Below are 24,885 nucleotides of genomic sequence, written 5' to 3'. Positions count from 1 at the left end.
GGCTTACGGCGCGCCGGGCCCCTCGGGGAGGTCGACGGCGCCGTCGCCGTCCTCGACCTCTTCGCGGGAGATGCCCAGCAGGTAGAGGACGGTGTCCAGGAAGGGCACGTTGACGGCGGTGTGCGCGGCCTCGCGGACGACGGGCTTGGCGTTGAAGGCCACACCTAGGCCGGCGGTGTTCAGCATGTCGAGGTCGTTCGCGCCGTCGCCGATGGCCACGGTCTGCTCCAGCGGTACGCCTGCCTCGGCGGCGAAGCGGCGCAGCATGGTGGCCTTGCCGGCCCGGTCGACGATGTCGCCGACGACGCGCCCGGTGAAGCGGCCGTCCTCGACCTCGAGCGTGTTGGCGGCGGCGAAGTCCAGGCCCAGACGCTCGACCAGGTCGTCGGTGACCTGGGTGAAGCCGCCGGAGACGATGCCGACCTGGTAGCCGAGCCGCTTGAGGGTCCGGATCAGCGTCCGGGCGCCGGGCGTGAGCCGGACCTCGGAGCGCACCTTGTCGACGACGCCCGCGTCCAGCCCGGCGAGCAACGCGACGCGGGCGCGCAGCGACTCGGCGAAGTCCAGCTCGCCGCGCATCGCGGCGGCGGTGACCTCGGCGACCTCGGCCTCGCAGCCGGCGTGGGCGGCGAAGAGCTCGATGACCTCGTCCTGGATCAGCGTCGAGTCGACGTCCATGACGACCAGGCGCTTGGCCTTGCGCTGAAGCCCGGAGGCGACCACGGCGACGTCGACGCGCTGGGAGGCGGCCTCGAGTGCGAGGGCTGCGCGCAGGGTCTCCGTCGGCACGCCGGAGACGGCGAGCTCGACGGCGGTGACCGGGTACTTGGCCAGGCGGAAGACGCGGTCGATGTTGCCGCCCGCGTCGGTGATGCGCGCGCTGAGCGCGGCGATCGCGGCGGCGGAGAGCGGGTGGCCGAGGACGGTGACGTGGGAGCGACCCTCGCCGCGGGGGCGGTTGTCGCCGATACCGGAGATGACCTCGGCCTGCAGCTTCTGGCTCTCCGCCCACTGGTGCACCTCTGCGCGGAGCTCGCCGTCCTTGGGCGGGGCGGTCACCAGGGCGCAGAGCACGATCCGGCCCCGGGTGACGACCTGCTCAAAATCGACGACGTCGACACCGTAGGCGGCGAGGGTGGTGAAGAGGCCGGTGGTGATACCCGGACGGTCCTTCCCGAAGACCTTCACGAGGAGGGTCGGGGACTCGGCGGTGGCTGCGGCGCCGGCGGCAGTCTTTGCGTTCATGGTGAGCCCCACGCTACCGGGTGTGCCCACCGACCAGGCATCGCGTCCCGCCAGGCGGACAGTTGCACTATCCAGGGGCGCGGGGCTCTGCTTGATTCACTGCGTGCGCGAAAGGCCACCCACGCGGGTCGAGCACCGAACGAGCAGGGCCATCCGCACGCCGGTGGTTGCTCGCGCAGTTCCCCGCGCCCCTGGTGGTGCAACTGGCTCGGGGGTGAGAAGCCATAGGGTGGTGGGCGGGAAGACGTGTTTCAGGAGGGTCGAGCTGTGCTCGTGTTGTTGCCGCCGTCGGAGGGCAAGGCCGCGTCCGGGGTGGGTGCGCCGCTCGATCTGGGGGCGCTCGCGTTGCCCGCGCTGAACGTGCGGCGTGAGCAGGTGCTGGGGGCGCTGGTCGCCGTCAGCACCGGGGACGAGGCCACCGCGCTGGACGTGCTCGGGCTGAGCGAGGGCCTGCGGGGCGAGCTCGCGCGGAACGCGTTGCTGCGGTCCGCGCCCGCGCTGCCCGCGGGTGAGCTGTACACCGGCGTGCTCTACGACGCGCTCGGGCTCGCCGACCTCGCGGGCGACGCCCGCGCCCGCGCCGAGCGCAGCCTGCTGGTCTTCTCCGGCCTGTGGGGCGCCGTGCGGATCACCGACCGGATTCCCCCGTACCGCTGCTCCGGCGGCGTGAAGCTGCCGCCGCTGGGCGGGCTGGGGGCGTATTGGCGCAAGCCGATGGCCGACGCCATGCCGGAGGCCGCCGGTGACGGCCTGGTCCTGGACCTGCGGTCGTCCGCGTACGCCGCGCTGTGGAAGCCCGCCGGCGCGGTCGCCGAACGGACGGCGACCGTGCGGGTATTGCACGAGCGCGTGGTGAACGGAGTGACCAAGCGGTCGGTCGTCAGCCACTTCAACAAGGCCACCAAGGGCAGGCTGCTGCGCCAACTGCTGGAGTCCGGCGCCGAGCCCGCCTCACCGGCCGAGCTCGTCGAGGCGCTGCGCGAGTTGAAGTACACCGTGGAGGCCGCGGCGCGTGCGGCGGGCAAGCCGTGGGCGCTGGACGTCGTCGTCTCGGAGCTGTGACGGCGACAGCCGCGGCGGCGTAGCCGGCTGCCGCCCGCGCGGCGGATCAGCGCAGGTGCGAGGTGTCGTTGAAGAGGCGCAGCGAGGCGTTGCCGTCGGCGTAGTACTGGACCGCCGAGACGGCCGCGGCGCCCAGCTCCATCCGGTAGAGCGACTCGGCGGGAGCGCCCAGGGCCAGCCGGACCAGGGTCTTGATCGGCGTGACGTGCGAGACGACGAGCACCGTCTTCCCCGCGTACCGGGCGAGCAGCTTGTCCCGGGCGACGGAGACGCGGCGGGCGACCGCGACGAAGCTCTCGCCGTCCGGAGGGGCGGTCTTCGGCGAGGCCAACCAGGCGTCAAGCGCCTCCGGCTGACGCTCCTTCACCTCGGCGAAGGTGAGCCCCTCGAAGGAGCCGAAGTCCGTCTCCCGCAGGCCGTCCTCGACGCGGACCTCCAGGCCCAGCACGTCCGCGACAGCCTGCGCCGTCTCGCGGCAACGGGCCAGCGGCGAGCAGACGATCGCCTGGATGCTGCCGCGCGCCGCGAACGCGGCGGCGGCGCGCTCCGCCTGCCAGCGACCGCGTTCGGAGAGCGAGGGGTCGCCGCCGCCGCTGCCGGAGAAGCGCTTCTCCGGGGTGAGCGCGGTCTCACCGTGGCGGAGCAGGACGAGGGTGGTCGGCGTGCCGAGGTCCGCGGGGGCGGCCCAGCCGGCCGGGGTGGTGATCTTGTGAGCCGGGGCAGAGGAGCCGGAGGCCGAATCTGTCCCGATTTCCTGGACAGCTTCGGCCTCGGCGGCCGCCTTCGCCGCCTTCGGTTCCCACTGGCGGCCGGCCTGGCCCGCGTCCATGGCCTCGTTGGCCAGCCGGTCCGCGTGCTTGTTCTGGTTCCGGGGCATCCAGGCGTAGGTCACCTGACCGGCCGGGAGGACCGACCGGGCCTCGGCCGCGAGCGGCTTCATGTCCGGGTGCTTGACCTGCCAGCGGCCGGACATCTGCTCGACGACGAGCTTGGAGTCCATCCGTACCGAGACCGTGGCCGCCGGGTCGATCGCCGCCGCCGCGCGCAGCCCGGCGATCAGGCCGCGGTACTCGGCGACGTTGTTGGTGGCCCGGCCGATGTACTCGGCGGCCTCCGCGAGCAGCTCACCCGTGTCGCCGTCGCGGACGGTGGCGCCGTAGCCGGCCGGTCCCGGGTTGCCCCGGGACCCGCCGTCGGCCTCGACGATGAAGCGACGGCCCGGTGCTCCGGAACCCGTGCTCACAGACCGGACTCCGAGGTGCGGACGAGGATGCGTCCGCAGTTCTCGCAGCGAACCAGCGCGTCCGGGGCGGCGGCGCGCACGGCGCCCAGGTCGGTGATGCTGAGCTCGACCCGGCAGCCCTCGCAGCGGCGCTGGAAGAGGCGGGCCGCGCCCACGCCGCCGTTCTGCTGGCGCAGGCGGGTGTAGACCTTGAGCAGGTCCTCGGGGATGACCGCGGCGATGGTCTCGCGGTCGCGGGTGGCCTTCTCGACCTCGGCGTCGATCGAGGCGTAGGCGACGTCGCGGCGGCCCTCCGCCTCCTTGGCGCTGCTCTCGGCGTCGTCGCGGCGGGCGGTCATCTCGCTGACCCGGGTCTGGCCGGACTCGACCCGCTCCATGATCTCCAGGACCACGTCCTCCAGGTCGCCCTGGCGCTTGGCGAGCGAGCCGACCTCGTGCTGGAGGTTGGCCAGGTCCTTGGCGGAGCCGACGCTGCCCGAGTCGAGCAGCTTCTGGTTGCGCGCGGCGCGCTGGCGGACCTGGTCGACGTCCTGCTCGGCCTTGACCAGCTCGCGCTGGACGTCACTGAGCTGGGTCTCGGCGGCGACGGTCAGCGACCGGAGCTGGGCGAGGTCGGTGGTGCGCTTCTCGATCTCGGCGTGCTCCGGCAGCGTGCGCCGGCGGTGGGCGAGCTGGTCCAGGCGGGAGTCGAGTGCCTGCAGGTCCAGCAGGCGGATCTGGTCGGCGGGCGCGGCGTTCAGGGGGTACTCCTCAGGCAGTGGGCTGGTCGAAGGCTGTGGGGTGCGCGGACGCGGTGAGGTCCGCGGAGGACGTGAGGTCCGTGGAAGACGTGAGGTCCGCGAAGGGCATCGGGGCGTGCGTGGTCCAGGGGTCGGTGACGAGGGTGGACACCCGCGTCGTCAGATCCCAGCCGTGCTTCTCCGAGACGGCGAGCAGTGCGCTCTCCGCGCTGCGCAGCCAGGGCCACTCGGTGGCCCAGTGCGCGGCGTCGACGAGGGCCGGCTTGCCGTCGGATGTGGCCTCGCGGGCCTCGGAAGCCGGGTGGTGGCGCAGGTCGGCGGTGACGTACGCGTCGACTCCGGCCTCGCGGACTGCCGCGAAGAAGCTGTCACCGGAACCGCCGCAGACCGCGACGCGGCGGATCAGCTGATCCGGGTCGCCGGCGGCGCGGACGCCCTGGGCGGTGGCGGGCAGGCCCGCCGCGACTGCGGCGGCGAAGGTCTCCAGCCGCACGGGCTCCATCAGCTCGCCGATCCGGCCGGTGCCGCGGCGGCCCGCCGGGTCGGTCGGGTCGGGGATGAGCGGGCCGGTGATCCGCAAGCCGATGGCCTCGGCGAGTGCGTCGGAGACGCCAGGGTCGGCGTGGTCGGCGTTGGTGTGTGCGACCATCAGGCCGATTCCCTGGCGGATCAGGGTGTGCACGACCTTGCCCTTGAAGGTGTCGGCCGCGACGGTCGTGGTGCCGCGCAGGTAGAGCGGGTGGTGCGTGACGACGAGCTGCGCGCCGAAACGGGCGGCCTCGTCGACGACGGCCTGCACCGGGTCGACGGCGAAGAGCACCCGACTGACCCGGGCCTCCGGATCGCCGCAGACGAGCCCGACGGCGTCCCAGGACTCCGCCCAGGCGGGCGGGTAGAGCTCGTCGAGAGCGCGGCGGACGTCGGAGAGTTTCGGCACGTGTCCGAGGGTATCGCGGCGCGGTGCCCGGATCGGACATCGCGGAAGGTTACGGCCGGATCGGCTGCTCCACCCGTACGAGTGATGAATCCGCGATCCCGTGCGAGCGATCTGTGGCCGAAAGTAGCTTCGGTCTGCGGGCGAGACGCGCGGGCCGAGGCCCGTTGCCCTCGCCGGCGCCGGGGGGCGCGCGGTGCGCTGCCTGGGGCCGTAACGGCCCTGACTCCGGGCGCTCCTCTCCCCCGTCGTCGTTCCGACCGAGCAGCGGTGGTGCAACCATGACCGCGATCCCCCTGACCGTCCCTCCTTTCCCTCCCCTCTACCCGTACCCCTCGACCGCGCCCGACGCGGCGGGCGGGCCGGGGCGACGGCCGGCCTCGGCCGCGCTGCGGCGGGTCAGCTTCACCTTCTCCGCCGACGGCTCGCATGCCGCCTGCCTGGCCGCCGAGGCCGACGGCCGATGGTTCGTGGAGAGCTGGCGTCTGGGCCAGGCGGCCGGTGGGACCGGCGGGGCCGAGGTCTGCGAGCCCGAGCCGCTGCGGCCGGGCGCCGGCGGCCGCCGTTCGGAGAGCCTTCGCTCGCAGCTCGTACCGCTGACCGACGGGCGGGTGCTGATCTGCCGGCACGAGGGCTCGCAGCAGGAGCTGATAGTCCGTGGCACAGACGGGCAGGCCGATCTGTCGGCCGGTCGGCTCCACCGGGCCGGCCTGCGGCTGCTGCCGCTGCCCGCCCCGACGCCGGGCGCGCCGGTCGCCGTCGCGCTGGGCACGGACGGCGAGGCCTCCACCACGGTCTGGCTGATCAGCGCCGACGGGGTTTCCGCCCCCCAGCCCATCGCCGAACTGCCCGGCCTCTACGGCGGTGGCGTGTGGCTGGACGAGGGCGGGCGGCTGCTCGCGCTGGACCAGTTGCAGCGCTTCGGCGACGGCTCCGGCCGGGTGAAGACGGTCGTGCTCGATCTGGTGCGCGGACTGCTGACGCCCTTCCTCGAGCTCTCCACGCGCAGCAACGACCGCCTCGCCGCCTGCGATCCGGCGAGCGGCCTGATCCTCGTGCGCAGCGACGCGCCGGGCGAGGACCGGCTCGGCTGGGGCGTGCTCGGGTCCAGCGACCCGCTGCACTTCCCGGAGTGCCTGCGCGGCGGCACGCACTTCCTGCGCCCGGTCGCGATCGAGCCCGGCCGCAACCGGGTCGCGATCCAGGCCGACTGGGGGGCGACGTCGACGCTGGCGCTCTGGGAGCCGGGCGGGGTCCGGCTCGACCCGCTGCCGATCCCGCCGGGCCGGCTCGGCGGAGTGGGGCACTGGTCTGCGGCGGGCCTGCGGATGCCGTACTCGGCGCCCGACCGCCCGGCGGCGATGGCCTCGATCGACGTCGACCTGCTGCTCAGTGGCGAGACGCGGCCGATCCCGCGCGCGGTCCCGCTCGGGCTCGCCCCGCTGCAGGGCGGCGCGGCCGGGCTGAGCAGCGTCGTCCAGGTGATCCCCGAACCGAGGGAGACCGGCTGGCGGCTGGACGGCAGCGCGCAGCGCCCGGACGGCCGCCCGTGGGAGCCCGCGCAGACGGTCACCCTGCCCGGCGCGGCGGGCCCGCTGGAGGGCGTCGTCTACGGCGGCGACGCCTGGCTGACGGCCGAGCACTTGGTCATGGCGCTGCACGGCGGCCCGGCTGACGCCTGGCGGATGGAGTTCGAGCCGACGCTCCAGCGGCTGGCCGCCGAGGGCCTGGCCGTCGTCGCCCCGAACCAGCGCGGCAGCACGGGCTACGGCGTCGAGCACGCGCAGGCCGTCCAGGACGCGTGGGGCGGACCGGATCTGGACGACGTGCTGACGCTGCTGCAGAGCATCGGCGGGCAGCGGGAGTCGCTGGGCCTGGGGCGGGTCGCCCTGCTCGGCATCAGCTACGGCGCGTTCCTGGCGCTGCTGGCGGCAGGGACGGCGCCGGAGCGGGTCGCGAAGGTGGCGGCGGTTTCGCCGTTCCTCTCCGGCGCGCGGCTCCACGCCGAGGCGGGCCCGGCGGTGCGCGGCCTGACGGAACGGATGGGTGCGGCGACGGAGCCGAGGGACGGGCGCGGCCCACGGGACGTGCTGCTGCTGTGCCACCGGCTGGCCTCGGAGCTGCTGATCGTCCACGGTGACGCGGACGACGTCGTGCCGGTCACCCAGTCCCGGCTGCTCCGGCAGGAGTTGCTGCGCATCGGCCGTGTGGAGGGCGTCGACTTCCAGTACGTGGAGGCGGCCGGCGCGGGGCACGAGGTCCTGGCCGAGGAGGGCGCGCCGCTGCTGCAGGAGTTGCTGGCGGGGTTCTTGCGGAGCGTGCGCCCGGTGTGAAACGGACGGGTCGGCAGATTAGGGTTTGACCCGTATTGACGGACGAAGCGAACAACACGGAGAAGACAAGTCTCATGTCTGATGCCCTCACCGACATCAATGAGAACGGCGCGGAGGACGACGCGACCGTGCACGGCCGTCACCGCGGCCACGGTTCAGAAGAGGACGGCCAGGACGGTACGACCCACGGCCGTCACCGGCGCTCAGAGCAGTAGTTGCACCTCCAGGGGCGCGAGGAACTGCGCGAGCAACCACCCACTGCGGATGGCCCTGCTCGTGCGGCGACTCACCACATCGGTGGCTTGTCGCGCAGTTCCCCGCGCCCCTGGAGGTGCAACCACAGCTCAGCTCTCGTGCTTCAGGCCAAGTACTGCCATGTTGGCGAAGCCGTCGCCGGGCTTGCGGTCCGCGTAGAACGGTGACATCAGTTCGTCCAGCTCGCCCGGAGTGAACGCCTCCTTCGCCGTGTCGAACTTCGCCAGGACCGGCGGAGCCCCCAGCACCGCGACCATGCCGCCGTGGACGACGAAGCACTGGCCGTTGACCGAGGCCGCCGCCGGAGAGGCCAGGTAGGCCACCAGCGGGGAGACGTGTTCCGGAGCGAGCGGGTCGACGCCGGTCTCCGGCGCGCCTATCGAGCCGGTGAAGACGTCCTCCGTCATTCGCGTGCGGGCCCGCGGGCAGATCACGTTCGAGGTGACGCCGTAGCGCGCCAGCGCCGACGCGCAGCTGGTGGTCAGGCCGACGATGCCGCCCTTCGCCGCCGCGTAGTTCGGCTGGCCGGCTGAGCCGGCGACGAAGGCCTCGGACGAGGTGTTGACGATCCGCCCGTAGACCGGCGCCCCCGCCGCCTTGCTGCGGTCGCGCCAGTGCGCGGCCGCGAAGCGGGTGGTGGCGAAGTGGCCCTTGAGATGGACGTGGATGACGGAGTCCCACTCCTGCTCGCTCATGGAGAAGACCATCCGGTCGCGCAGGATCCCGGCGTTGTTGACCAGGATGTCCAGCTGCCCGTAGGTCTCGATCGCAAGATCGACCAGTGCCTTGGCCGAGGCCAGGTCGGCGACGTCGCCGTGGTGGGCGACGGCGTGGCCGCCGAGGGCGACGATCTCGGCCACGGTCTCGTCAGCGGGGGCCGCCGACGCCGCGCCGCTGCCGTCGCGGCCGGGCGCGCCGAAGTCGTTGACGACGACGTTCGCGCCCGCGCGGGCGAGTTCCAGCGCCTCGGCGCGGCCGAGGCCCCGGCCCGCGCCGGTGACGATCGCCGTGAGGCCGTTGAGGGAGGTGGTCATCCGTTGGCTCCTGATCCGGATTTCGGGTGAAGAGTGGTCAGCCCAGGTCGATGACGGTGCGCAGGGCCTCGCCCGTGCGCATCTGCTCGATCGCGTCGTTGATGGCCTCGATCCGGACGTGGTGCGTGATCATGCCCTCGAGGTCGAGGCGTCCGGCCCGCCACAGGTCGATGACGGTCTGGTAGGTCTTCGGGACGTCCGTGCCGCCGTAGAGGGAGGGCAGGATGCGCTTCTCGTTGAAGAAGAGCTCGAACATGTTGAACTGGGCGTTGTCGTCCATCGCGCCGGCCCCGACCACGACCACCGAGCCACCTCGACGCGTGGCGTCGTACGCGGTGCGGACGGTGGCGGAGCGGCCGACGACCTCGAAGGCGTAGTCGAACCCCTCGCCCGCGGTGATCCGGTTCTTGGCCTCGTCCAGCTGGTCCGGATGGACGGCCTCGGTCGCGCCGAAGCGCAGCGCCCACTCACGGCGGCCGGCGACCGGGTCGACGGCGAGGATCTGCGCCGCGCCCGCGACCTTCGCGCCCTGGATCGCGGCGATGCCGACGCCGCCGCAGCCGATCACGACGACCGATGAACCCGGCGTCACCTTCGCCGTGTTGATGGCCGCGCCGACGCCCGTGGTGACGCCGCAGCCGATCAGCGCGGCGACCTCGTAGGGGACGTCGTCCGGGAGCTTCACCGCGCAGCCGGCCGCGACGACGCTCTCCTCGGCGAAGGTGCCGGTGGCGGAGAAGCCGAAGATGTCCTGGCCGTCGTGGCGGTAGCTGGGCGTGCCCATGTTGCCGAAGGCGGCCAGGCAGAGGTTGCCCTCGCCGCGCTTGCAGCTGGCGCAGTGACCGCAAGGCGGCATCCAACAGACGATGACGCGGTCGCCGACGGCGAGGTTGTCGACGCCCTCGCCGACCTCGACGATCTCGCCCGCGCCCTCGTGGCCGGGCACGAACGGGGCGGGCTGCGGCAGCACGCCGCTCATCGCGGACAGGTCGGAGTGACACAGGCTCGCGGCCTTCATCCGGATCCGGACCTTGCCGGGGCCGGTGGCCGGGATCTCGACGCCGTCGTGGACCTCCAGCTTTTCCTGGCCGGTCTCGTGCAGAACCGCTGCGCGCATCTTCGGGCTCCTCGGTTGTTGCGGTGCGGGTGGTGGGGACAGTGCGGAAGGGAGAGGTCTCAGGGCTGGTAGGTGACGACGGTGTCGGCGAGCACCGGCGCGTCGTCTCGCTCCACGCTGGTCGCGCTGACGAGCAGCCGGTCCGGGGCGTCCTGCCAGATCCGGACCCGGAGGGTTTCGCCGGGGAAGAAGATCCCTGCGAAGCGGGTGCTGTAGCTGCGGACGCGGGTGGCGTCGCCGCCGAGCACGGTGTCCACGACGGCCTTGAGGGTGACGCCGTAGGAGCAGAGGCCGTGCAGGATCGGGCGGTCGAAGCCGGCCAGCTTCGCGAAGTCGGGGTCCGCGTGGAGCGGGTTCCAGTCGCCGGAGAGGCGGTAGAGCAGCGCCTGGTCGTGCCGGACCGGCGCCTCGCGCTGGAAGTCCGCGCCGCGCTCGGGCAGCGCGATGCGGCTGCTCTCGCCGCGCTCGCCGCCGAAGCCGCCCTCGCCGCGGACGAAGATCTCGGTGTCGCAGGTGTAGAGCGGGCCGTCCGAGTCGGCGGCCTCGCTGCGCATCACCAGGACCGCGGCCTTGCCCTTGTCGTAGATCGCCGCGAGCGAGCTGGTCAGCACGGCCTGGCCGGCGGCCGGGATCGGCCGGTGCAGCTCGATGCGCTGGCCGCCGTGGAGCACCTGGGCCAGGTTGATCTGCAGGCCGGGCTGGTTGAACGCGCCGGCCTTGGCGAGCCCGCCGCCGGCGACGGTGACGAAGCTGGGCAGGACCTGGAGGTCCTTCTCGTAGGTGTAGCGCAGTTCGTCCGGGTCGGTGGCCGGTCGCTGCGCGCCCGCGCCGACGCCCAGGTGGTAGAGGATGACGTCCTTCTGCTCCCAGGCGAGGTCGGTCGTCCGGGCGGGGGCGGCGAGCGCCACTGCGGGATCGATGGGCATTGCGAAGCCTTTCTTTCGTGCCGGATCGCTCAGTCAGTCTGGAAGCATGCCGGGATTGGTGGACCCCGACGCGGCCGTCCGCACCGTCGGCCGCGCCGGGGTCGCTCTACGCGGGCCCCGACTGTTGTCGTCCGGTCGGTCCCGCGGGCTGAGGGGCTGAGCGTGCTGATCCGTGCTCAATCAAATGAGCTAGAACAAGTTCTAGCGCAAAGCGGTTGAGTTGAGAACGCCCCGGAGCCAGTGAGTCAGCGGTGAGTCCTCGCACAGCAGGGTCAGCGACGCAGGAGGGTGACCACGGCCGCGCCGCCGAGGCCGATGTTGTGCGCCAGGCCTACCCGGGCGTCCGGCACCTGGCGTCCCTCCGCCTCGCCGCGCAGCTGCCAGACCAGTTCGGCGGCCTGGGCCAGCCCCGTCGCACCGAGCGGGTGGCCCTTGGAGATCAGTCCGCCGGAGGGGTTGACCACCCAGCGGCCGCCGTAGCTCGTCGCGCCGTCGGCGACGAGCTTGCCGCCCTCACCGTCCGCGCACATGCCCAGCGCCTCGTAGGTGAGCAACTCGTTGATGGAGAAGCAGTCGTGCAGCTCGATGACGTCGACGTCCTCGATAGCGAGGCCGGACTGCGCGAAGACCGCGCGGCCGGCCTCCCGCGACATCGGCTTGCCGACCACGTCGATGCAGGAGCCGGAGGCGAAGCTCTCCGCCGTGTCCGTGGTCATCGCCTGGGCGACGATCTCGACGGCCCGGTCCTGCAGGCTGTGCTCGCGCACGAAGCGCTCGCTGACCACGATCGCGGCGGCGGCGCCGTCGGAGGTGGGCGAGCACTGGAACTTGGTGAGCGGCGCGTGGATGGTCTTCGCGTCCAGCACTTCCTGCAGCGTGTACTCGTCGCGGAACTGCGCGCGCGGGTTGGCCGTGGAGTGGCGATGGTTCTTCACGCCGACGAGCGCGAGCTGCTCGGCGGTGGTGCCGTAGCGCTCCATGTGCTCGCGGGCGGCGTTGCCGAAGATCTGCGCGGTGGGCGGGCTCATCTCGAAGCCGTGCTTGGCGGCCATGATGCCGTAGTGGCGGGCGACCGGGCTGACCGCGAAGCCGTCCGCGCCGCTGCCCGCGCCGAGCGCGCCCTTGCTCATCTTCTCGAAGCCGAGCGCGAGCACGCAGTCGTTCAGCCCGCCCGCGACGAACTGCCGGGCCATCATGAGCGCGGACGAGCCGGTGGCGCAGTTGTTGTTGACGTTGTAGACCGGGATGCCGGTCAGGCCGATCTCGTAGACGGCGCGCTGCCCGGCCGTTGACTGCTGGTGGCAGTAGCCGACGGCGGCCTGCTCGATCAGCTCGTAGCCGATGCCCGCGTCCGCGAGGGCCGCGTCCCCGGCCTCCTTGGCCATGTCCCAGTACTGCCAGTCGCGCGTCTCCGGCTTCTCGAACCTGGTCATGCCGACGCCGACGAGGAACACCTTCTCGGTCATACGCCACTCTTCTTCTCGGTCGATGCGGACAGCGGTCCGGATTCGGGTGCGGGGTCGCGCGGGAGGCCGAGGATCCGCTCGGCCACGACGTTGAGCTGGACCTGCGTGGTGCCGCCGGCGATGGTCAGGCAGCGCGACATCAGCAGCGCGTGCCCGGACTCGCGGCCGACGCCCTCGTAGACGGCGCCCGCAGGCCCGCACAGCTCCAGCGCGTACGCGGCGACGCGCTGCGCGTGCGGGGCCGAGACGAGCTTGCGCACGCTGCCGCCCGCGCCCGGGTCCAGGCCGTCCAGCGCGCTGAGCGTGGACCGCAGATCGATGCAGGTCAGCACGTGCTCGTCGGCGGCGAGTCGGCCGACGGTGGCCGGGTCCGCGCCCGGCGCGCGCAGCAGTCGCTGAACGGCGGGCCCGGTCGGACTCGCGTCGGACATGTGCACGCGCTCGTTGCCGAGGGTGTGGCGGGCGACGCGCCAGCCTTCGTCCACCGCGCCCACGACGGCGTCGGCGGGCAGCCGGACGTCGTCCAGGAAGATCTCGTTGAACACCGCGTCGCCGGTGAGCTCGCGCAGCGGGCGGATGTCGACGCCGGGGGTGTTGCGCATGTCGACGACGAAGTAGGTGAGGCCCTTGTGCTTGGGCTTCTCCGGCGAGGTGCGGGCCAGCAGGATGCCGAAGTCGGCGCTGCGGGCGCTGGAGGTCCACACCTTCTGGCCGTCGACGCGCCAACTGCCGTCCTCCTGGCGGACGGCGCGGGTGCGGAGCGCGGCGAGGTCGGAGCCGGCCTCGGGCTCGGAGAAGAGCTGGCACCAGGTGATCTCGCCGCGCAGGGTCGGCATCAGCAGCCGTTCGCGCTGCGCGTCGGTGCCGTGCGCGACGAGAGAGGGGACGATCCAGTTGCCGATGGTGAGGTCCGGCAGCCGCACCTCGGCGGCGCGCAGCTCCTGCTCGACGACGAGTTGACGCAGCGCGTTCGCGCCAAGGCCGTAGGGCGGCGGCAGGTGCGGCGCGGCCCAGCCGCCCGGGGCGAGGCAGCGACGCTGTTCGGCGGGCTCCAGCCCGCGCACGGAGGCGGCGGCCGCACGTGCCTCCGCGCGGAACTCCTCCGCCTCGGCGGGCAGTTCCAGCTCCGGACGCCACTCCCCCGACTGCGCGGCGGCCGCTTCGGCGACGCGCCGCCACAGTGCACCGTCGCCACCGAGCAGTTGGCGCAGCGTCAAGGCGCGGCGCAGGCGCAGGTGGGCGTCATGCTCCCAGGTGAAGCCGATGCCGCCGAGAATCTGGATGCAGTCCTCCGCGTTGGCGCAGGCCGCGTCGACGGCGAGGGCGGCGGCGACGGCAGCGGTCAGCGGCGTCGTCTCGCGGGCGGCGGCCCAGGTCGCGGCGGCGGCCTTCTCGGCGCGGACCAGCAGCCCGGCGCAGAGGTGCTTGACGGCCTGGAACTGGCCGATCGGCCGCCCGAACTGCTCGCGCACCTTGGCGTGTGCGACGGCGGTCTCCAGCGCCCAGCGGGCCAGGCCGCCGGCCTCGGCGGCGAGCAGCGTGGCGATCACCGCGTCGGCGTCAGCGATTCCCACCGGCTCGGCGGGCGCGTCGTCGAAGTCGACGCGGGCGAGGCCACGGCTGAGATCGAGCGCGGTCAGCGGCGTGATCCGCGCCCCGGATGCCTGGACGAGGTACCAGGAGCCGACGTCGGCAGCGTTGGCGGCGCGCACCAGCAGCACGTCCGCCTCGGCGGCGCCGAGGACCACGGCGGCGCTTCCGCGCAAGCGCCCGTCGGTCACGCTGGCGGCTCCGTCCCAGGCCACCGCCGCGCTCAGCTCCCCCTCGGCGAGAGCCGCGAGTCGGCCCTGCGAGTCCACCGGCCAGGCCTGGGCGAGCAGCGCGGAGGCGAGGACGGTGGGAAGGAAGGACCCGGGCAACAGGGCCCGGCCGCTCTCTTCCACCACGACCGCCAGGTCCAGCAGCCCGCCGCCGCCCCCGCCGACCGCCTCCGGCAGGTGCAGGCCGAGCATCCCCTGCCCGGCCAACCCCTTCCACCACAGGGGCCGGGCGGTCCCCACCGCCCCCGGCCCCTCCGCCAGCGCGCCCCTGACCACCGCACCGGACACTTCCCGCTCCAGCCAGCGCCGCACCGAGCTCCGCAGCTCCCGGTGCTCTTCGCTGATGCCGATGGCCATCTACGCCCCTTCCCGCAACTGACGTGGCGTCAGATTAGAACGCGTTGCAGAAATTGGGAAGTCCGCGAAAGGAACCGGCTCCGGAGCCGACCCGCAACCGACCGTTCCGGACGATGTGACCCGCCGGTAGGGTGGCCGGCTATGGACGCGACGCGAGAGATCAACGGGACTCGGCCGGAGGCCGGCGTGCTGGCCGCCTTCGAGGCGGCGACCGGGTTCATGCCCCTGAACGAGGGCCTGGCCCTGTACGCCGCCGCCGTGGAGGCGGCCGAGCGGACGGGGCTGCCGCTGCTGGAGGTCGGCACCTACTGCGGGCGGTCCACGATCCTGATGGCCGAGGCCGCGCGGATCGGCGGCACCGTCGCGGTGACGGTCGACCACCACCGGGGCTCGGAGGAGCAGCAGCCGGGCTGGGAGTACCACGACAGCAGCCTGGTCGACCCCGAGGTCGGACTGATGGACACGCTGCCCAGCTTCCGCCGCACACTGCACGCGGCGGGCCTCGAACCGCACGTCGTGGCGCTGGTAGGCCGCTCGCCGCAGCTGGCCGCGCTCTGGGGCGCCCCGCTCGGCCTGGTCTTCGTCGACGGCGGGCACACCGACGAGCACGCGACCGGCGACTACGAGGGCTGGGTCCCGCACCTCGCCCCCGAGGGGCTGCTGGTCGTGCACGACGTCTTCCCCGACCCGGCCGACGGCGGACAGGCCCCGTACCGGGTCTACCTGCGCGCGCTCGCGGATGGGTTCGAGGAGCTCTCGGTGACGGGTTCGCTGCGCGTGCTGCGCCGCCGGGGCTGATCCCCGGGAACGGATCGCCGTCGCTGTTCTCCGGCGGCCGGATCTTGATCCTCGGCAAAATCGCCTGCCCGCACCCGCGTTTCGATACCGTGGCCGCCATCGGTACGGGGAACAGAGGTGGGCAAGTGAGCGAGCAGGACAACACCGCGCCCGCGGTGTGGGATCCGACGGCCAGAGACGGGGCCGGCGGCTGGGTCCGCCGCGGCGAGCCGAAGACGACGCCGCTGCGCAAGAGCGACGCCGTGCCCCCGGGCCCCGAGGACGCGCCGGGCACGCCGGGCACGCCGGGCACGCCGCCTCAGGATGCCGCTCCCGAGGAGCAGACCGCCGTCATGCCTCCCGTGCCGCCCGGTCCCTCGGGCGGACCCGCCGCGCCCACGGCCTCGCCAATCCCGGCCCAGGCCCAGGCCGGACCGGGACCTGAGCCCGTCCCCACCGAGCTGGACCAGCCCGTCGTGCGCCCCTACGCGCCGACCGCCGCGAGTGCAGCCGCGTCGCCAGCCGAGGCGCCGACGCAGGGGCCGGGCCCCGCGCCCGCACCGAGGGCGACGCCGACGGTGCCGAACTTCAGCTCGGCCCCCGTCTCCGCACCGACGCCTCCCGCTCAAGCGGCCCCGCCGACGCCGGGCTACGGCCCCGCCGGGGGCTCGCCCTACACGCCGCCAGGCGTCTCGTACGCACCGCCCGCCGCCGGCTACACGCCACCGGGAGTCGGCCACGCACCCCAGGGAGGTGGCGGCGCACCGTCCGGGCCCGGGTATCCCCCGCCGCCGTACCAGGCGTCCGGACCGAGCTACCCGCCGCCGACCCCGGCAGCGCCCGCGCCGGCGCCCGCGCGGTCGAACCTGCCGCTGCTCGTCGCGTTGGTCGTGGTCGTGGCAGCGCTGCTCGGGGTCGGCGCGGTGTGGGGGCTCGGGATCGGCAGGACGCCCACCGCGTCGTCGACCGGCGTCCCCGCGGCTCCGTCCGGCTCGGCCGGCAGCAGTTCCTCGGCCCCCGCGTCCGACTCGGCCTCGCCCTCCGCGTCGGATTCCGCGTCGCCCTCGGACACCGCGAGCGCCGCGGCGAAGTCCCAGGCCGACGCCGTCGACGGCGTGCTGGGACAGAGTGCCACCGACCGCCGGCAGGTCGCCTCCGCCGCCACCGACGCCGGCAGCTGCACGAACCTCAGCGCCGCACAGTCCGCCTTCCAGGCGGCGGCGACCGACCGGCAGAGCCTGGTCACCAAGATCGGCCAGCTGGACGTCTCGCAGCTGCCGAACGGCACCGCGATGATGCAGTCGCTCGCCAAGGCCGAGCAGGAGTCGGCGAGCGCGGACAGCTCCTACGCCGCCTGGGCCGGCTCGCTGATCTCCAGCGGCTGCACCGCACCCGGCCCCGCCACGACGAAGACCAGCGACTTCACCGCCGCCACCGCCTCCAGTGCGCAGGCCAGCTCGGACAAGGCCGCCTTCGTGGCACAGTGGAACGCGATCGCCGCACAGTACGGACTGCACTCATGGACCAAAGATGACATCTGAGCAGCACACGTCCCCGCGCACCAGGGGCGCGACCCTCGTCCTGGTGCTCGCCGCGCTCGTGCCGCTCTGCTTCGCGGGCTGGCTCGGCTGGCAGGCCATAGCGGGCGAAGGCGCCAAGGGCGCGGCATCCGGTTCGGCGAGCCGGGCGGCCGCAGGACAGCCCGGCGGGGACCACGTCGGCGGCGCGTCCCCCTCCGGCTCGGGCTCCGCCTCGTCCACCGCCTCCGGAACCTCGGGCGCCTCGGGGGCCCCGAGCGGCTCCGCCTCGTCCTCGCCCAGCGGGACGGCGGGCAAGCCGCTGGCCGGCAAGGTGATCGTGATCGACCCGGGCCACAACCCGAACAACGTCGACCACCCGAGTGAGATCAACAGCAACGTCTTCATCGGCAACGGCAGCAAGGAGTGCGACACGACCGGCGCCTCCACGAACGCGGGCTACCCCGAGGCGCAGTTCACCCTCGACGTGGCGCGGCGGGTGCGCACCCTGCTGCAGGCCGAGGGCGCGAAGGTCGTCTTCACCCAGGACGGCAACACGCCGTGGGGGCCCTGCATCACCGAGCGCGCCGCGATCGGCAACCGGGCGCACGCCGACGCCGCGATCTCCATCCACGCCGACGGGGCCGGCGCGTCCGACTACGGCTTCCACGTGATCATGCCGAGCGCGGTGACGTCCGGTGGCGTCGACAACAGCGCCATCGTCGCGCCGTCGCACGCGCTCGGGATGGACGTCCGCTCCGCCTTCGCCTCCGCGACCGGCGAGCACTACGCCACCTACATCAACGGCGGCACGGGCTACGACATCCGCAGCGACCTGGGCGGCCTGAACCTCTCCACGGTGCCGAAGGTCTTCATCGAGTGCGCGAACATGCGCGACGCGGACGACGCAGCCAAGCTCACCTCCTCGACGTGGCGCCAGTCGGCGGCGCAGGGCATCGCGAACGGACTCAGCCAGTTTGTCCTGCACGAGAGCCACACCTCGGGCTGATACGGTCCCAAGCGGTCCCAAAACTCACGAGAGGCCTACTCGGTGAATCTGCGAACCGTCACCAGGGGGGACGCCGCACTGGCGGCATCGGCGCTGCTTCTCTTCATCTCCTCCTTCCTCACGTACTACACCGCGGGAGGGATTCAGTGCTCGGGCATCGATGGGGCCCCGACCGACTGCGCGTCGACGAACGCGTGGAACACGGACCTGTTCCCGCTGCTGCCGAGCGTCTTCTTCCTCGGCATCATCGGCGTGGGCCTGGTGCTGCTGGGGCGGAGGCTGCCGGAGGACCGCGCCGTGCTCGGCATCCCGCTGCGCGCCTGGGGCACGGTGCTGACGGTCGCCTCGGCCTGGTCCGCGCTCTGGTCGCTGTTCGGCTCGCCGTCGGGGGCCATCTGGGGCCGCGCCAACGCCACCTCGAGCCCGGAGCTCGGCGCGTTCCTGGCGTTCCTCTTCTCCGCGCTGGCCGTATTCCTCGCCGTCGCGGGTCCGCTGGTCCCGCTGCTGACCGCACCGCTGCTGCCCGAAGCGGCACCGGCCGCGCCGACCGGATCGCAGGGCTACGGCGCCCAGGGGTTCGGCGCGCCGGCGGAATCGCAGCCGCACGTGGGCCATTTCGGCGGCCAGCCCGTCCAGCAGGCCCACCCGGGGCAGCCGTTCACCGGGCCGGAGCCGGCTCAGGCCGCGCCGCACCCGACCCCTGCGCCCACGCCCACGCCGTCCCCGCTGGCCACGCCGACGCCGGAGCCGCAGGACGAGCCGCCGACCGTCCCGGCCACGCTGCCGCTCGGCTCCCGCACGCCGCCCCCGGCCCCCGCTCCCGCGCAGCCGCCGACCCCGGCCTTCGCTCCGTTCTGGTTCGCCGTCCCCGCCGCCCGCCCGCTCGCCCCCGAGGGCGACCCGAAGGGCGCGCCGGTCGGCGAGTTGGTGCCCGGCACCTGGTACCTGGCCATCGCCCAGCGCGGCGACGCCCTGCTGACGCAGACCCAGGAGGGCAAGCGCGGCCTGCTCGCCGACACCTCGGGTATCCAGCGAGGCTGATCCCCGCCCTGCTTGTAGCTGACATTTGGCGACCCCCACGCTAATCTGACGCTCCGTCAGCCAAGCGTGGGGGTCTCGTCATGCGCCTCGGTCTCGTCCTCGGCTACTGGGGTGCGGCCCCCACGCAGGGCTTCGTCGAACTCGCCCAGGAGGCCGAGCGGCTCGGCTTCGACTCCGTCTGGACCGCAGAGTCCTGGGGCTCCGACGCCTTCACGCCGCTGACCTGGATCGCCGCCCACACCAGCCGGATCCGGCTCGGCACCGGCATCGCGCAGATGGCCGCCCGGACCCCGACCGCCACGGCCATGCACGCCATGACGCTCGATCACCTCTCCGGCGGCCGCCTGCTGCTCGGCCTCGGCCTCTCCGGCCCGCAGGTCGTCGAGGGCTGGTACGGCCGCCCGTTCCCGCGCTCGCCGCTGACGGCCGTGCGCGAGTACGTCGACGTCATCCGGCAGACGCTGCGGCGCGAGAAGCCGGTCGCCCTGGACGGCCGCTTCCACCCGCTCCCCTACACCGGCCCGGACGGCACCGGCCTGGGCAAGGCGCTCAAGCCGATCCTGCACCCGCTGCGCCCGGACATCCCGATCCTGCTCGGCGCGGAGGGCCCGAAGAACATCGCCCAGACCGCCCGGATCGCCGACGGCTGGCTCCCGCTCTACTTCTCCCCCGACCGGGCCGACCTCTACGCCGAGCCGCTGGCGAACGCCCGGCCCGGCTTCATGGTCGCGCCCATGGTCCACGCCCGCGTCTGCGAGGACGTGGCGGAGGGGCTCGCGCCGATCCGCGCGATGCTCGGCTTCTACATCGGCGGGATGGGCACGCAGGCCAAGAACTTCCACGCCGACCTGATGGCCCGGATGGGCTACGAGGCAGAGGCCCGGCTCATCCAGGAGCTGTTCCTGGCCGGCCGCCGCGAGGAGGCGATCGCGGCTGTCCCCGCCGCCTTCGCCGACGAGATCAGCCTGGTCGGCTCCCGCGCCCGCATCGCCGACCGCGTCGCAGCGTGGCGCTCCACGCCGGTCACGGACCTGCTCATCACCTCCCGCGACCCGGCGACGCTGCGCACGCTGGCGGAACTGGTGCTCTAGGCTCCGCCCGAGGCCGGGGACACCTTCGCTGAAACGGCCAGTTACACCCTCCAGGGGCGCGGGGAACTGCGCGAGAAGCCACCGACATGCAGGGGGTCCTCAACGCGCAGGGCCATCCGCGCAGGGTGGTTTGGGTGGTGCAACTTCCCTGTCAGTTCAGGCTCAGGCCCTCGCGCCACAGCTGCGGGACGTGGGCCTCACCGAACAGCTCCGGGCCGACCGCACCCTGCGGCAGGCGGCCGTTGAGCCAGAGCATCACGTCGAGCGCGGTGCCGCGCACTGCGGCGTCGGCCTTGGCGTGGCCGTAGGAGAAGGTGAAGCCCTCGGGGGTGCGCAGGAGCTGCCACTCGCCGGGGACGTCCGTGCAGTGGAGGTGGAGGCTGTCGCCCTCGCCGGCGAGGCGGTCGCGGGCGGTGAAGGCGCGGGCCGTGGCGTCGGTGGCGTTGGTGAGCAGTTCGTCGATGTTGTCGGCCGCCAGGTCGGCGGCGGCCTCCGGCAGCAGACCGGCCGTCAGATCGCCGTCGATGCGGTGGACCAGGGTCTCGTGCGCGATCCGGCGGGCCCACCAGCGGGTGCCGCCGGTGCCGGCCCAGCCCCACACGTCGAGGTCCGGGCCGGTCTCGCGCAGCAGCGCGATCGTGCGGTCGGCGCCCGCCTGGAGCCAGGCGGCCTCGCCGCCGGCCGGCATCTCGCGGTCGGGGACCTCCTTGAACGGCAGCCGCTGCTGCGCCTTGCGCGCGACGATCTCGCCGATCCAGCGGAACACCATGCCCTGGTGGAAGGCCAGGTCCCGCAGCGTCCACTCCGGGCAGCTCGGCACAGTCGCGGCGAGGTCTCCGGCTGCGACAGCCCCGGCGAGCCTGCGCCCGTCTGCCGCAGCAGAGTCGAGATACCGGTCGTGTGTCAGCCAGTCCATTCCCATGCCCGGACGCTAGCACCGACACCGGTGCGCACGTCCGGGCAGGGAGTCTTCACCTCGACTCACGCGGGCGGGCTCACTCGTCCCAGGCCTGGACGCCGCTCTGGCGGACGACGCGTCCGTCGCGCAGGTCCAGCACGGCCGCGCAGACCACGCGGGTGCCGTCCGGGTAGCGGCAGGCCTCCAGGAAGGCGGCGTGCTCACCGGTGGCGTCGACGACGACGCGCTCCAGCCGGTGCTCCATGTCCCGACTGCTGATCTCGGCCTGGTACGCCGCGATGGCGTCGCCGCCGATGAACGTCAGCGGGTGGCTGGGCTGGTCCCGCCGGTCGACGAGGGTCAGCTCGGCGTCGTCCGCGTACAGGGCGCGCAGCGTGGCCGCGTCGCGCTCCTCGATGCCGCGGCGCAGGGCCTCGGTGTCGAACGCGGGGGTGGTCTTCAGGGTGCTCATCTCGGGTCCCGCCCTTCTTGGTCGTTCCTGCGGTTCTCCTGTTCGGTGTCGACGCTCCTCCGCGACCGTCAATCCACCGTCAACGCGCTGGTCGCGGCAGGGGCCGCCGGCGGGCGCGGCACTAACCTGGAGGGGTGGAGACCGGCAGGCTGGGGATCCGGCTGCTCGGCGAGCTGGAGGTGGAGCTCGACGGGTGCCCCGTCGCGCTGCCCGCCGGACGGGCCAGGGAGCTGCTGGCCTGGTTCGCGCTCGCCCCCGGCCCGCACCCGCGGGGACGGGTCGCCGGGGCCTTCTGGCCCGCCGCGCCGGAGCCGGCCGCCCGCGCCAGCCTGCGCAGCACCGTCTGGGCGCTGCGCGCCGCGCTCGGTCCGGCCGCCGAGGGCCACCTGATCGCCGACCGAGCCTGCGTCGGGCTGCGCGCCGAGGGCCTGACCGTGGATCTCGCGGAGTTCGCCCGGCTGGCGGCGGACGGCCGCGATCGGGAGGCGATGGCGCTGTGCCGAGGTGAGCTGCTGCCCTCCTTCGAGCAGGACTGGGCCGTCACCGCCCGCGAGGAGCACCAGGTGCGGGTCGCCGCCCTGCTCGCGCAGACGGCGCGCACGGCGCGCGAGAGCGGTGAACTCGGCCCGGCCCTCGCCGCAGCAGGTCAGCGCCTGGCGCTTCGTCCGTACGACGAGGACGCCGCCGCGGAGCTGATGGAGCTGCTCGCCGCCTCGGGCAACCGCCCGGCCGCCCTCGCGGTCCACGCGGGACTGCGGCGTCGGCTCCAGCGCGAGCTGGGCATCGCCGAGGGGCCGGAGCTGGCCGCACTGGCGCGCAGGCTCCGCGCCGCCGACCGGGCAGAGGCCGGTCCGCGCGCGGCCCCTGCGCCCACGCGGGTGCGCGGGCGCGGCGCGGAGGTCGCCGCGCTGGACCGGGCCTGGCGGGAGGCGGCGCAGGGCCGCGGTTCCGTGGTCGCCCTGGCGGGCGACGGCGGGATGGGCAAGACGCTCCTCGTCACCGAGCTGCGGCGACGCCTCGACGACGAGGGCGTCCGTACCCTGGCCGGATACGCGGACGCGCTGGCGGACGGCGTCCCGTTCGCGCTCTGGGCGGAGGTCCTGGCCGAGGTGGCCGATCCCGGCGATCGAGCCGAACCTCGCGTCGACCCGCACGCCGAGCACCTGCGGCAGCTCGAACACTCCACGCAGCTGCTGCTGCGGGTCGCGCGGGAGGGCCCGCTGCTGCTGGTCCTCGAGGACGTGCACCGGGCCGACCCGTCCAGCCTGGATCTGCTCGCGTACGCGGGCCGTCGGCTGGCGGGGCAGTCGTTCTGCCTCGTCGTGCTGACCCGTCGCAGGCTCCCGGGCCACCGTCGGCTGGACGCCGTACTGGCCGCGCTGCACGCCTCCGGCAGCGTGAGCGCGGAGCTGGAGCTGGCACCGCTGCCGGACGCTGTCCTCAAGCAACTGGCGCTGGAGCAGCCGGGACTGACGGTGACCCAGGCAGCGCGCATCGCCCGGCTCGCGGACGGCAATCCGCTGCTCGCGGTGGAGGCCGCCCGCGCTGCGGCGCTGCGCGACGCCGACCTCGCGGCGGGACTGCGCGGAGCCGTCCACGCGGCCATCAGCCGACTGACACCGACGGCGCGCCAGGCGGTCACCTACATCGCCGCGGCGGGCCGCCCGCTGTCGATGCCGGAGCTCCGCTCCCTGCCGCTCCCCGACGCGTCGGCGGCGGCGACGGAGGCGTTGAGTTCCGGACTCCTCCTGGCGGACGCCTCCGGCATCGGCTTCCGCCACGCCCTCCTCCGCGACGCCTGCTACGCGGACCTTCCCGGCCCCCAACGCGCCGCGACCCACGCCGCGCTGGCCGTGGCATTGGCCGCCCGGTCCTACCCCGGGGCCGAGGCTTCCTCCGCCTCCCTCGGCGCTACGAACCTCGTATCGAGCGCCTCGGGCGCGGCGGGCGCGGCAGCCGGAGACGGCGATTCGACGAGGCCCGGCCCGCATCGGCCCGCATCGGGCGGTGCGGCAGGCGTCATGCCGAGCCGCGGCGAGCGGGCACGCTCGGAGGCGGCGGAGGCAGGAGGCCGTGGGTCGACGCATCCCGCCGCCTCACCCGAGCGCGCGAGCGTCGGCGCGTCCGTGCCCGCCGCAGGCGGGGTGCGGCACGCGGAGACCGGGCGGGCGCGGTTCGCCGCCGAGCTGGGGCGGCATCTGCGGCTGGCCGGGGAGCCCGCTGCCGCCGCCGCCCGCTACGCCGAGGCGGCGGGCGCGGCGCGGGGCGTCTGCGCGCTGCGGGAGGCGGCCGGATTCCTGCGGGAGGCCCTCGCGTTGGTGCCGGACACGCCGGAGCTGCTCGTGGAGCTCGCCGAGGTCGAGGCGTGGCAGGGGCGGCTGCCCGAGTCCGACGCGGCCTTCGAGCGGGCCCTGGAACTGATCGCGCCCGAGGACGCCGAGTCGCAGGTGCACGCGTGGCTGCGACGCGGCTACTGGCTGCGCGGCGGGGTCTGCCACCCGCGCGAGTCGCGGCGCAGCTTCACCCTCGTGCTGGACCTGCTCGACCGCTCGCCCGAGAGCCACGATCCGGGCATCCGCGCCGAGGCGCTGGCCGGGCTCGCGTGGGCGCATGCCGTTGCGGGCGACCCGGCGGAAGTAGACCGGATCCTGCGCGAGGTCGCCGAGGTGATCGGCCGCCGCACCCCAAGTGACTTGCTGGCCAACGACATCGGGCTGGCGCGCGGCCACGCGCTGATCCGGGCCGGGCAGTTCACCGACAGCTTCGCCCCGCTGATCGCCGGCGCAGCGGCAGCCGGACGCGCGGGCCGGCCGGAGCTGGCGTACAGCTGCCTGATCAACGCGGCCAGCGCCGCGGCCTGCGCCGGGGACTGGGAGCGCGCGCTGGACTTCACCGAGCGCTGCCTGGCAGTGGTCGTCCCCAACGGCCTCCTGCGGAGCACGGTCTGCACGCACTCCGCCCGCACGGCGGTACTGTGCCGGCTCGGGCGGACGGCCGAGGCCCGCGTCGCCTGCACAGCGGGCGAGGAGGTCGCCGCCCGTACGGGTCTCGCCGACCTGATCGCGCTCACCCATCACGACCGTGGCCAACTCGCCCTGGCCGAGGGCGATCCGACCACGGCGGCGGCCGAGCTCGCGGAGGCGCTCGCCCTGGCCGAGGCACCCGTCAGCCGCCCGCGCACGCGGCTGCTCCTCGCCGAGACGCTGGCCCGCGCGGGGCGTCCGGAGGAGGCGACGGCGCAGTTGCGCGCGGCCGCGCTGGAGCCGGTCTCGTTGGGCGACTTTCCCGAGACGCTGGTCGCCAGGATGAGCCACGTCCAGGGCCTGATCGCCCTCGCCGAGGGCGACGCGCGGACGGCGGCGGCGCGCCTGCGCGAGTCGGCGGCGGCGTGGGAGCGGAGCAGCGGCCGCATCGACGGCGACGCGCTGGTCGGGTCGCTGATCGACCTGGGCCGACCACCGATCAGCGCGCTCGTCGAACCGGCCCGCGAGCTGGCGGCGGTCAGGGCGGATCTCGCCGCCGTCGCAGCGAAAGAGAATTGAGGAGAT

Annotated in this window: 20 protein-coding genes; 9 read left to right on the top strand and 11 right to left on the bottom strand. The window is 73.9% G+C overall.

The window, feature by feature from the left end:
• Window positions 1–3 precede the first annotated feature (3 nt).
• A complete protein-coding gene (serB, locus tag ABIA32_RS21630) occupies window positions 4–1,245 on the bottom strand; it encodes a phosphoserine phosphatase SerB (RefSeq protein ID WP_370097879.1) in 1,242 nt (413 codons plus the stop codon).
• 267 nt (window positions 1,246–1,512) lie between these two features.
• On the opposite strand from serB, the gene yaaA reads away from it, so the two are divergent.
• Window positions 1,513–2,307 carry a peroxide stress protein YaaA gene (yaaA, locus tag ABIA32_RS21625; protein ID WP_370097876.1) on the top strand — a complete coding sequence of 265 codons (795 nt, stop codon included), beginning with the start codon at window positions 1,513–1,515 and terminating at the stop codon, window positions 2,305–2,307.
• A 46-nt stretch (window positions 2,308–2,353) separates the two neighbouring features.
• Here the strand turns inward: yaaA and ABIA32_RS21620 are convergent, their stop codons facing one another.
• From ABIA32_RS21620 to ABIA32_RS21610, 3 genes are read right to left on the bottom strand one after another with little or no spacing between them, the layout of a single operon-like run.
• The gene (locus ABIA32_RS21620) at window positions 2,354–3,550 is read right to left on the bottom strand and encodes a bifunctional RNase H/acid phosphatase (RefSeq protein ID WP_370097871.1); all 1,197 of its coding nucleotides are present in this window, start codon (window positions 3,548–3,550) and stop codon (window positions 2,354–2,356) included.
• Window positions 3,547–4,290, bottom strand: coding sequence for a zinc ribbon domain-containing protein (locus ABIA32_RS21615; protein WP_370097947.1), 744 nt, complete (start codon window positions 4,288–4,290; stop codon window positions 3,547–3,549). Before ABIA32_RS21615 ends, ABIA32_RS21620 begins: the two co-directional genes overlap by 4 nt.
• A gap of 10 nt (window positions 4,291–4,300) precedes the next feature.
• Entirely contained in the window at window positions 4,301–5,227 is a 927-nt protein-coding gene (locus tag ABIA32_RS21610; protein ID WP_370097868.1) for a Nif3-like dinuclear metal center hexameric protein, read from the bottom strand.
• Window positions 5,228–5,505: 278 nt separating this feature from the next.
• On the opposite strand from ABIA32_RS21610, the gene ABIA32_RS21605 reads away from it, so the two are divergent.
• Together ABIA32_RS21605 and ABIA32_RS21600 are read left to right on the top strand one after the other, a co-directional pair.
• A complete protein-coding gene (locus tag ABIA32_RS21605) occupies window positions 5,506–7,557 on the top strand; it encodes an alpha/beta hydrolase family protein (protein WP_370097865.1) in 2,052 nt (683 codons plus the stop codon).
• Between the two features lie 74 nt (window positions 7,558–7,631).
• Window positions 7,632–7,772 carry a hypothetical protein gene (locus ABIA32_RS21600; protein ID WP_370097863.1) on the top strand — a complete coding sequence of 47 codons (141 nt, stop codon included), beginning with the start codon at window positions 7,632–7,634 and terminating at the stop codon, window positions 7,770–7,772.
• Window positions 7,773–7,901: 129 nt separating this feature from the next.
• Here the strand turns inward: ABIA32_RS21600 and ABIA32_RS21595 are convergent, their stop codons facing one another.
• The 5 genes from ABIA32_RS21595 to ABIA32_RS21575 form a co-directional block, all read right to left on the bottom strand.
• The gene (locus ABIA32_RS21595; protein ID WP_370097860.1) at window positions 7,902–8,846 is read right to left on the bottom strand and encodes a 3-oxoacyl-ACP reductase; all 945 of its coding nucleotides are present in this window, start codon (window positions 8,844–8,846) and stop codon (window positions 7,902–7,904) included.
• A 37-nt stretch (window positions 8,847–8,883) separates the two neighbouring features.
• Window positions 8,884–9,963, bottom strand: a complete 1,080-nt coding sequence (locus ABIA32_RS21590) for a zinc-binding dehydrogenase (RefSeq protein WP_370097857.1) — start codon at window positions 9,961–9,963, stop codon at window positions 8,884–8,886.
• Between the two features lie 59 nt (window positions 9,964–10,022).
• The gene (locus tag ABIA32_RS21585) at window positions 10,023–10,889 is read right to left on the bottom strand and encodes a MaoC/PaaZ C-terminal domain-containing protein (protein ID WP_370097854.1); all 867 of its coding nucleotides are present in this window, start codon (window positions 10,887–10,889) and stop codon (window positions 10,023–10,025) included.
• 272 nt (window positions 10,890–11,161) lie between these two features.
• A complete protein-coding gene (locus ABIA32_RS21580) occupies window positions 11,162–12,355 on the bottom strand; it encodes a lipid-transfer protein (protein ID WP_370097851.1) in 1,194 nt (397 codons plus the stop codon).
• Window positions 12,352–14,532: an acyl-CoA dehydrogenase family protein gene (locus tag ABIA32_RS21575; RefSeq protein ID WP_370097849.1), complete on the bottom strand. Its 2,181-nt coding sequence runs from the start codon at window positions 14,530–14,532 to the stop codon at window positions 12,352–12,354. The genes ABIA32_RS21580 and ABIA32_RS21575 overlap by 4 nt, the downstream gene beginning before the upstream one ends.
• 141 nt (window positions 14,533–14,673) lie before the next feature.
• Here ABIA32_RS21575 and ABIA32_RS21570 point away from each other — a divergent pair, with 141 nt between their 5' ends.
• From ABIA32_RS21570 to ABIA32_RS21550, 5 genes are all read left to right on the top strand, one after another.
• On the top strand, window positions 14,674–15,330 hold the full coding sequence (locus tag ABIA32_RS21570) for a class I SAM-dependent methyltransferase (protein ID WP_370097847.1): 657 nt from the start codon (window positions 14,674–14,676) through the stop codon (window positions 15,328–15,330).
• Between the two features lie 125 nt (window positions 15,331–15,455).
• Complete coding sequence (locus tag ABIA32_RS21565) at window positions 15,456–16,850, top strand: hypothetical protein (RefSeq protein WP_370097844.1); 1,395 nt, start codon at window positions 15,456–15,458, stop codon at window positions 16,848–16,850.
• Complete coding sequence (locus tag ABIA32_RS21560; protein WP_370097842.1) at window positions 16,840–17,835, top strand: N-acetylmuramoyl-L-alanine amidase; 996 nt, start codon at window positions 16,840–16,842, stop codon at window positions 17,833–17,835. The genes ABIA32_RS21565 and ABIA32_RS21560 overlap by 11 nt, the downstream gene beginning before the upstream one ends.
• A 42-nt stretch (window positions 17,836–17,877) precedes the next feature.
• Window positions 17,878–18,876: a hypothetical protein gene (locus ABIA32_RS21555; RefSeq protein ID WP_370097839.1), complete on the top strand. Its 999-nt coding sequence runs from the start codon at window positions 17,878–17,880 to the stop codon at window positions 18,874–18,876.
• Between the two features lie 80 nt (window positions 18,877–18,956).
• On the top strand, window positions 18,957–19,967 hold the full coding sequence (locus ABIA32_RS21550; RefSeq protein WP_370097836.1) for an LLM class F420-dependent oxidoreductase: 1,011 nt from the start codon (window positions 18,957–18,959) through the stop codon (window positions 19,965–19,967).
• 151 nt (window positions 19,968–20,118) lie between these two features.
• On the opposite strand, the gene ABIA32_RS21545 is transcribed toward ABIA32_RS21550, so the two are convergent.
• Window positions 20,119–20,889, bottom strand: a complete 771-nt coding sequence (locus tag ABIA32_RS21545) for a maleylpyruvate isomerase family mycothiol-dependent enzyme (RefSeq protein ID WP_370097833.1) — start codon at window positions 20,887–20,889, stop codon at window positions 20,119–20,121.
• A 73-nt stretch (window positions 20,890–20,962) separates the two neighbouring features.
• The gene (locus ABIA32_RS21540) at window positions 20,963–21,337 is read right to left on the bottom strand and encodes a nuclear transport factor 2 family protein (RefSeq protein WP_370097830.1); all 375 of its coding nucleotides are present in this window, start codon (window positions 21,335–21,337) and stop codon (window positions 20,963–20,965) included.
• Between the two features lie 134 nt (window positions 21,338–21,471).
• Here ABIA32_RS21540 and ABIA32_RS21535 point away from each other — a divergent pair, with 134 nt between their 5' ends.
• Complete coding sequence (locus ABIA32_RS21535; protein WP_370097828.1) at window positions 21,472–24,879, top strand: AAA family ATPase; 3,408 nt, start codon at window positions 21,472–21,474, stop codon at window positions 24,877–24,879.
• Window positions 24,880–24,885: the final 6 nt, after the last annotated feature.

This window comes from Streptacidiphilus sp. MAP12-20, assembly GCF_041262525.1.
Classification (GTDB): domain Bacteria; phylum Actinomycetota; class Actinomycetes; order Streptomycetales; family Streptomycetaceae; genus Streptacidiphilus.
Note: the sequence above shows the minus strand (reverse complement) of the source record. Positions and strands in the feature narration are given on the sequence as shown.